General features: G+C 52.1%; 1 protein-coding gene. It reads right to left on the reverse strand.

What is annotated here, in order from left to right:
* The coding region (locus CWM52_RS25890) for an IS3 family transposase (protein WP_100686662.1) at positions 1 to 842 on the reverse strand (842 nt) is incomplete at both ends.

Below are 842 nucleotides of genomic sequence, written 5' to 3' on the forward strand. Positions count from 1 at the left end.
CACTTTTTGAGATTTCCGGTGTTTCAGCCATCAGCCGGTACTCTTCCGGCGTCAGGTTGTTCAGGGATTCATGAGGCCGTTCGCTGTTATATTCAGCCAGCCAGCGCTCTGTAATTTCCCGTGCTTCATTCAGCGTTCTGAATAAATAAAAATCCAGTATTTCTGTCCGGTAGGTCCGGTTAAAACGTTCGATAAACGCATTCTGTGTTGGCTTGCCAGGTTTGATAAATTCCAGTATCACTCCATGCTCTTCTGCCCACTGCGCAAGCGTCAGCGAGATGAGTTCCGGGCCGTTGTCCATCCGCAGTTTCAGCGGATAACCCCGGTTTGCCACGATCCTTTCCAGCACCCTGACCACCCGCTGTGCCGGGATATTCAGATCGATTTCAATTGCCAGCGCTTCGCGGTTAAAGTCATCCACCACATTGAAGGTCCGGAAGCGTCTGCCGCAGACCAGCGCATCGTGCATAAAATCGATGGACCAGCTCTGGTTCATCGCCTCCGGCGTTGCCAGCGGAGCCGGATTACGTACCGGCAGGCGCTGTTTTCCCTTACGGCGAAAATTCAGTTTCAGCAGGCAGTAAATACGGTGAACTCTTTTATGATTCCAGCTATTGCCCTGCCTGCGAAGCACCTGAAAAAGCTTTTTAAATCCGTATCGCGGATAGCGTTCAGCCACCACGGTCAGAGCCATAATCACCGGTTCATCACGTCGCGTATCCGGCTGATAACGAAATACCGTCCTGCTCAGCGACAATGTCCTGCAGGCCTGGCGTAAGCTCATGGCAAACTGCGCGATCAGATAGCTGACCAGCTCACGCTTTATCGCTGGTGTTAAAGCT

The organism is Raoultella sp. T31 (assembly GCF_002806725.1).
GTDB lineage: Bacteria > Pseudomonadota > Gammaproteobacteria > Enterobacterales > Enterobacteriaceae > Klebsiella > Klebsiella electrica.